Here is a 6,434-nt window from a genome sequence, read left to right on the forward strand (position 1 = left end):
ACCCGAACGCCCAGGACGACCGCAGCGACAGCGCCTGGCTCGTCACCGGCGTCACCGGCAGCGCGGAGATGGGCCGCCTCCTCATGTCCGGCGACCGCGCCCCCGACCTGACCCTCACCAACCTCCCCCTCAGCGCGCTGGGCGCGCGTGGGCGGTGCCCCCTGGCGGCACATCGGTGATCCCCGCCTCCGAACGCGGCCACGTCGGCTACGTCCGCTGGGTCACCCAGCACACCGGCATCGACGTCGACCACGTCAACGACCTCGGCTGGACCGCGCTCCTCGAAGCGGTGATCCTCGGCGACGGCGGCAAGGACCACCAGGAGATCGTCGCCCTCCTCCTCGCCGCCGACGCGGACCCGGACATCGCCGACAAGGACGGCGTGACGCCGCTCCAGCACGCGAACAACCGCGGCTTCACGGAGATCGCCGCACTGCTGGAACGCGCCTGACCGATGACTTTCGCCGCTGACCCGAGTCGATGATTGACGGCAGGGAAATCGGCACAGAAAGGACATCCCATGGGACATCCAGTGGTGCACTTCGAGGTCATCGGACGTGACCCCGCGAAGCTCCGGACCTACTACGGCGAACTGTTCGGATGGGAGTTCGGAGTCGGCGACGCGGCCACCGAGGCCGTGTCCCAGCCCGGCAACTACGGCTTCGTGGACGGAAGCACGACGGACGGCGGGATCAACGGCGGCGTAGGAGGCGGCGAGGGCTACGAAGGACGCGTCCTGTTCTACGTCGGAGTCCCGGACGTGGAAGCGGCCCTCCGGAAGGCCGAGAGCCTGGGCGGCACCCGCCTGATGGGCCCCGAGGGCACACCCGGAACCCTGGTGGTCGGCCGGTTCACCGACCCCGAGGGCAACGTGATCGGCGTAGCCGGCCCGGAGTAGCCGCCGGGGTCCCCCGTCGACCCGTCGACGGGGGGACCCCGGCGGGGAGGGGGGGGAGGGCCTGGACAGCCCGGCCCCGGACGAATAGACAGGACCCACGAAGCCGCCGCCGCAGGGGGACGTACGTGAATGACGACCAACCCACGACCCTGTGCCCGCACGACGGCGCCCCCAGACCGCGGAGCCACCGCTACCCGCAGGCGCTGTGCAACGCCTGCGGGGACCGGTCGACCGACCTGGCAGGCCGCCCGATCGAGATGTACAACGTCAGCATGAGCGGCGGCTTCAAGGCGCTCCACGCCGACGACGGCACGCAATGCGACCAGGTCACGGCCGACGGCCAGGTACTCATCGACGGCGTCCGCTACCGCGCGGGCGAGGCGTACATGGGCGGCATCGTCGTCCAGCCCAAGGACAGCCCTCACCGCTGATCCGACGCCCTCTCGATCGCGTCGAAGATGTCCGCGTCCGTCTCCTGCTGCCACACGGGAAGCTCGGACCAGTCCGCCACGTAGCCCGGTTTCGGGTCCTCGATGCGGTGATGGATCTGCGCGATCCAGCAGGTGGCGACGAAACGCCCGCGCTGCTCCCTGCTCAACCGGCTCGTGCCGCCGCCGGAGAGCCGCACGAACTCCCGCACCTGCCGACACACGGCCGCCGCGGACTCCCGCTCCCAGCCCGGGGTCTCCTCCCACGGCGTGACGTACCCGGCTTTCGGCTCTCCGGGAAAATGCTTCCTGACACCCGCGATCCACGCCTCACGAAAGACACGGCCTGCCTCGACGTCCACGGATCTCCTTTACGTCCCGGGGAACTCGGCTCACTGTTCCTGAACCAGCGGAATGATCTGGGAAAGCAACCCGGGGGTCACGGCGATGGTCTCGCCCGAGTCGATGTCGTGCGCGCTCCCGGACGCGGACACGACGCGCGCACCGGCTTCGCGCGCAATCACGACGCCCGCCGAGGTGTCCCAGGGATTGTTGGACAGGATGACGCACGCGTCGGTCTTCCCCTCCGCAACCCACACCAGGTCCAGAGCCGCGGTTCCCCACATACGAACCCGCTGAACCCGCCCCGCGAGCCGCTCGGTGACCGCCAGCCGCCGCTCGTTGCGCACACGCGCGTCGGCACCGACGGCGTAGTCCCCGAGGGACACGATGGCCGCGCCCAAGTCGCTTGTACCGCTCGCGCGGATCCTTCGTGATCCGCAGTACGCACCACCGCCTTCGACGGCGTGGTACCGGGCGCCCATGAACGGCAGGTCGACGACACCGAGCACGCAGCGCTTGCCGTCGAAGAGCCCCAGAGAGACACAGCAGAGCGGAATGCCGCGAACAAAGTTTGCGGTACCGTCAACCGGATCCAGTGCCCACATGAACCGCCCCTCCCGCGGGGACTTCCCTTCCTCCTCACCCAGGAAGGCGATGTCCGGGGTCTGACCGGCCAGATGGTCACGCACCGACGCCTCGACGGCGAAATCGACCTCCGACGCCATGTCGCGGTCACCTTTGGCGGTGATCTCGCCGGGGCCGCGGCCGACGATGATGGACTTCGCGAGTTCAGCAGCGCCGTCGGCGACTTGGAGTAGATCGGCAAGGCCGGTCATAGAAGTTCCGCTCGATCCCAGAGTGAGGTGAAGATCTGCTCGTACGCATGGAAAAGCTCACCGCCGTGCACCCTGCGCTCGACCAGGAATGTCGGAGAATCTACACCGCGAGCCTGCGGCAGGTAAGGCTGGATCACCCCGGTCGCGTCATCGATGAGGGTGATGTTGAACCTGAGGGTTTCGTTCGAAACGCCGATCTCGACCCGATCGCGTTTCCCTGTCTCCAGAAGTGAACGCACGCGCTCCTTCGCGATCTTCAGGTTGATCTCGGTGAGGCCGGCAAGGAACCCGGTGTCGTACCCTTCCTCGCGTTCGCGGACCTTCATCGCCTCGCTGCCCGGATCCAGGAAAAGTAATTGAAATCGTGTGCCGGACTCGATCAAGCGGCCAATCTGTGCGTCCGGATAGTGCTGAATGAGGAGATTGAGGGAGAGTCCGCTTGCTCGAACGAGCGAGGCGTTTTCAATCATTTCGTAAAGCGGTACCTCGGACAGGAGTTGTGATCGGGACATGTAGACGCCTGTCAGGTCAAGGTGTCGATTTCCCTGGCCGGGAAGCTGCCGATGGTTGTCTGACGCTCTTTCACGATAAGGAGCGAAAAGTTCGTCGACCGTCCAGCCGGGGAACATGAGCTCAAGGACCCTGCAAGAGTCAGTGCGAGGCTTTCCGCTCCGGAGATCTCCCTTTAGCCACCGGTAGAACTGGGCATGCCCAGGGTGGCTGCCGCTCAGTCTTCTGTCAATCTCTTTCGCAACCTTCTCCCATTCCTGGCAGAAGCCCGCGTAGCTGAGGTGGCGCTGCTGGATCAGAGCCCTGATGGCCAGCACTTCTTCGCCCATGGGCTGCCTCGTTCCTGGCCGCTCGGGGCTCCTCACGATACTCCGGATGAGACCGGGAAGATACATGAAGATACCGAAAAGAGTGAAGGAGGGATGCGGGCGGTATCGAAATGCGACCAGTGGTAATGCCACTGTGCGGCATGTCCACAGCAGTCGAACCGAGCACCAGCTTTGAGGCGATGGCAGATGCCGAGTAGGGCGACCGATCAGGCGGGCATTCCTGACGTGCACGTGATGAAGTGGCAGTGGCGTCGCCATCCCAGGTGCGTGGGGCTCGCACGGGCCCAGTTGCGCAAGGCCCTGGCCGGGTGGGGGATGGCCGGGATCGAGGAGTCGGCCGTGCTTGTGGTGTCGGAGTTGGTGACGAATGCCGTCGTACATGCCCGTGTGCCGCCGGGGCGGGAGATCCAGACCCGCTTCGTGCGGCAGGACCGCGGGGTGCGCATCGAGGTGCACGACGCCTCCAGCGTGTGGCCCGTGCGGCGGATGCCGAGTGAGTCCGGGGGGTACGGGCTGCTCGTGGTCGAGGCGTTGGCTTCCCGGTGGGGCGTGGCCGAGCGGGAGGGGGTCGGCAAAGCGGTGTGGGCTGTGGTCGCCGATCCGGGTGGTAACGCCTCCGGGGAGGCGGGCGCGGAACCCTTCGCGTGGCGGTGAGCCCCATCCGGTGCTCCGGGCCGTCGTGCGCGGAGCACCGGGGCGGAGGGGCTTCATACCCGGCCGCGGCTGAGTTCCAGGAGGGTCATGGCCAGGGTTGTGCCCGGGCGGCCCAGGTGGTCGCGGTAGCGGGCGAGGATCTCCATTTCGCGGGAGAGGTTCACGCGGCGGCCGCCGGAGGCGATGCGGGCCTGCTGGATGCGCGCCGAGACCGCCATCCGTTCCTCGACCAGCGCGATGATCCGGGCGTCGAGGTCGTCGATCCGTTCGCGGGCGCCGGTGATCTCCGTCGCCGCCTCGTCGGTGCGGGCGCCGGTCCGGCCGGTCGTGCCGTCCGTCGACTGGGTTGCGTTCATTCGTCGCTCCTGGGGTACGGCCCCGGAGCCCGCCGCCCGGCGGCGGCAAACGCAGCGCGCCCCGGGCCTGCCGGCCCGGGGCGCCTGGGAAGTCGCTTGTCAGCTCAAGCGCACGACCATGGCAGCCGGACGGGCCGGTTGCCATAGGTAAAGAGGAAGCTCTGCGTGCGCATGGCCGCCAGTATTCACCCGGGGCCCGCGGTGGACAAAGACGGCCCGCATGGTGAGACGCCGCAGCCGATAGACTCGGCGGTATCTCCTCCTCCCACCGCCGGAAGGCCGCAGCAGTGACCTCAGCGACCCCCGACACCGTTCTCGTCGTGGACTTCGGTGCCCAGTACGCCCAGCTCATCGCGCGCCGCGTGCGCGAGGCCCGGATCTACAGCGAGATCGTGCCCTGCACCATGCCGGTGCCGGAGATCCTGGCGAAGAACCCCAAGGCGATCATCCTCTCCGGCGGCCCCTCCTCGGTCTACGCGGAGAACGCCCCCGGCATCGACCCGGCGATCTTCGCCGCCGGCGTGCCCGTCTTCGGCATGTGCTACGGCTTCCAGCTCATGGCCCAGGCCCTCGGCGGCACGGTCGACAACACCGGAAGCCGCGAGTACGGGCGTACGCGGCTGAGCGTCTCCCGCCCCGACTCGACCCTCTTCGAGGGCACCCCCGAGCGGCAGGACGTGTGGATGTCCCACGGCGACGCCTGCTCGGCCGCCCCCGAGGGCTTCACGGTCACCGCGTCGACCGAGGGCGTGCCCGTCGCCGCGTTCGAGGACGACGCGCGGAAGCTCTACGGCGTGCAGCACCACCCGGAGGTCATGCACTCCACCCACGGCCAGCTCGTCCTGGAGCACTTCCTCTACCGCGGCGCCGGCCTCGCCCCCGTCTGGACGACCGCGAACGTCGTGGAGGAGTCCGTCGCCGCCGTCCGCGCGCAGGTCGGCAACGCGCAGGCGATCTGCGCGCTGTCCGGCGGGGTGGACTCGGCGGTCGCCGCCGCGCTCGTCCAGCGGGCCATCGGGGACCGCCTCACCTGCGTGTACGTCGACCACGGCCTGATGCGCAAGGGCGAGTCCGAGCAGGTCGAGAAGGACTTCGTGGCCGCGACCGGCGTGCAGCTCAAGGTCGTCGACGCGGCGGAGCGGTTCCTCACCGCGCTGGCAGGGGTGTCCGACCCCGAGGAGAAGCGGAAGATCATCGGCCGGGAGTTCATCCGGGTCTTCGAGCAGGCGCAGGCCGAGATCGTGGCCGCGGCGGGGAGGTCCGGGGCGTCGGTGCGGTTCCTCGTCCAGGGCACGCTCTACCCGGACGTCGTGGAGTCCGGCGGCGGTACGGGCACCGCGAACATCAAGTCCCACCACAACGTCGGCGGGCTGCCCGAGGACCTGGACTTCGAGCTGGTCGAGCCGCTGCGGCGGCTGTTCAAGGACGAGGTCCGGATGGTCGGCAAGGAGCTGGGGCTGCCCGAGGCGATGGTCCAGCGCCAGCCGTTCCCCGGTCCCGGGCTCGGCATCCGCATCGTCGGCGAGGTCACGAAGGACCGGCTCGACCTGCTGCGCGAGGCCGACGCCATCGCCCGCGAGGAGCTGACGGCGGCCGGGCTCGACCGCGACATCTGGCAGTGCCCGGTGGTGCTACTCGCGGATGTACGGTCGGTGGGTGTGCAGGGCGACGGGCGCACCTACGGGCACCCGGTGGTGCTGCGGCCGGTGTCGTCGGAGGACGCGATGACGGCGGACTGGTCGCGGCTTCCGTACGAGGTGCTGGCGCGGATCTCGACGCGGATCACGAACGAGGTGCCGGACGTCAACCGCGTGGTTCTCGACGTCACGTCGAAGCCGCCGGGGACGATCGAGTGGGAGTGAGCGGCCCGGCGACTCCGGCGGGCTGCCGGTAGGGCAGAATTCGCTCTCATCACGTGTACGGCTTGCGGTCAAGGGGGCACCAGGTGGCGGTGGAATCGGGGGGCGACGACACGGCCACGGGAGCCGCGGATGCGCCTGCGGACGCGCCTGCGGCGGGCGCCGCGGGCGGTACGGGGTCCGGTGCCGCGGGCGTCCGGCCCGGCAGCGGTAGTAGCGGTA

General features: G+C 69.0%; 8 protein-coding genes and 1 pseudogene. 5 read left to right on the forward strand and 4 right to left on the reverse strand.

Translation table 11 applies throughout. The features are described 5' to 3' along the window. The 3 genes and pseudogenes from H5J30_RS13610 to H5J30_RS13620 all read left to right on the forward strand — a co-directional run. Window positions 1-451: pseudogene (locus H5J30_RS13610) on the forward strand (ankyrin repeat domain-containing protein); the annotation flags it as partial. A 69-nt stretch (window positions 452-520) separates the two neighbouring features. Then, a complete protein-coding gene (locus H5J30_RS13615) occupies window positions 521-898 on the forward strand; it encodes a VOC family protein (protein ID WP_181787696.1) in 378 nt (125 codons plus the stop codon). Window positions 899-1,023: 125 nt separating this feature from the next. Continuing rightward, window positions 1,024-1,329 (forward strand): hypothetical protein, encoded by a 306-nt coding sequence (locus H5J30_RS13620; protein WP_181787697.1) that lies wholly within the window; start codon window positions 1,024-1,026, stop codon window positions 1,327-1,329. On the opposite strand, the gene H5J30_RS13625 is transcribed toward H5J30_RS13620, so the two are convergent. The 3 genes from H5J30_RS13625 to H5J30_RS13635 are packed head-to-tail and all read right to left on the reverse strand — an operon-like array spanning window position 1,320 to window position 3,343. Next, window positions 1,320-1,688 (reverse strand): hypothetical protein, encoded by a 369-nt coding sequence (locus tag H5J30_RS13625; RefSeq protein WP_181787698.1) that lies wholly within the window; start codon window positions 1,686-1,688, stop codon window positions 1,320-1,322. The genes H5J30_RS13620 and H5J30_RS13625 overlap by 10 nt on opposite strands. A gap of 30 nt (window positions 1,689-1,718) precedes the next feature. Further along, window positions 1,719-2,504: an inositol monophosphatase family protein gene (locus H5J30_RS13630; protein ID WP_181787699.1), complete on the reverse strand. Its 786-nt coding sequence runs from the start codon at window positions 2,502-2,504 to the stop codon at window positions 1,719-1,721. Beyond that, the gene (locus H5J30_RS13635; protein ID WP_181787700.1) at window positions 2,501-3,343 is read right to left on the reverse strand and encodes a DUF5919 domain-containing protein; all 843 of its coding nucleotides are present in this window, start codon (window positions 3,341-3,343) and stop codon (window positions 2,501-2,503) included. Before H5J30_RS13635 ends, H5J30_RS13630 begins: the two co-directional genes overlap by 4 nt. Before the next feature lie 186 nt (window positions 3,344-3,529). Between H5J30_RS13635 and H5J30_RS13640 the strand changes: the two genes are divergently transcribed. Continuing rightward, window positions 3,530-3,997: an ATP-binding protein gene (locus H5J30_RS13640; RefSeq protein WP_181787701.1), complete on the forward strand. Its 468-nt coding sequence runs from the start codon at window positions 3,530-3,532 to the stop codon at window positions 3,995-3,997. A 53-nt stretch (window positions 3,998-4,050) separates the two neighbouring features. Here H5J30_RS13640 and H5J30_RS13645 read toward each other — a convergent pair whose 3' ends face one another. Further along, entirely contained in the window at window positions 4,051-4,353 is a 303-nt protein-coding gene (locus H5J30_RS13645) for a chorismate mutase (protein WP_181787702.1), read from the reverse strand. 287 nt (window positions 4,354-4,640) lie between these two features. Between H5J30_RS13645 and guaA the strand changes: the two genes are divergently transcribed. Continuing rightward, on the forward strand, window positions 4,641-6,215 hold the full coding sequence (gene guaA, locus H5J30_RS13650) for a glutamine-hydrolyzing GMP synthase (RefSeq protein ID WP_181787703.1): 1,575 nt from the start codon (window positions 4,641-4,643) through the stop codon (window positions 6,213-6,215). Window positions 6,216-6,434 lie beyond the last annotated feature (219 nt).

This window comes from Streptomyces phytophilus, assembly GCF_013870535.1.
Lineage (GTDB): Bacteria > Actinomycetota > Actinomycetes > Streptomycetales > Streptomycetaceae > Streptomyces > Streptomyces phytophilus.

Bases quoted from the DNA above. Each gene is read 5' to 3' on its own strand.
- H5J30_RS13615 (WP_181787696.1), top strand. From the start codon at position 521: ATGGGACATCCAGTGGTGCACTTCGAGGTCATCGGACGTGACCCCGCG.
- H5J30_RS13630 (WP_181787699.1), bottom strand. From the start codon at position 2,504: ATGACCGGCCTTGCCGATCTACTCCAAGTCGCCGACGGCGCTGCTGAA.
- H5J30_RS13635 (WP_181787700.1), bottom strand. From the start codon at position 3,343: ATGGGCGAAGAAGTGCTGGCCATCAGGGCTCTGATCCAGCAGCGCCAC.
- H5J30_RS13640 (WP_181787701.1), top strand. From the start codon at position 3,530: ATGCCGAGTAGGGCGACCGATCAGGCGGGCATTCCTGACGTGCACGTG.
- H5J30_RS13645 (WP_181787702.1), bottom strand. From the start codon at position 4,353: ATGAACGCAACCCAGTCGACGGACGGCACGACCGGCCGGACCGGCGCC.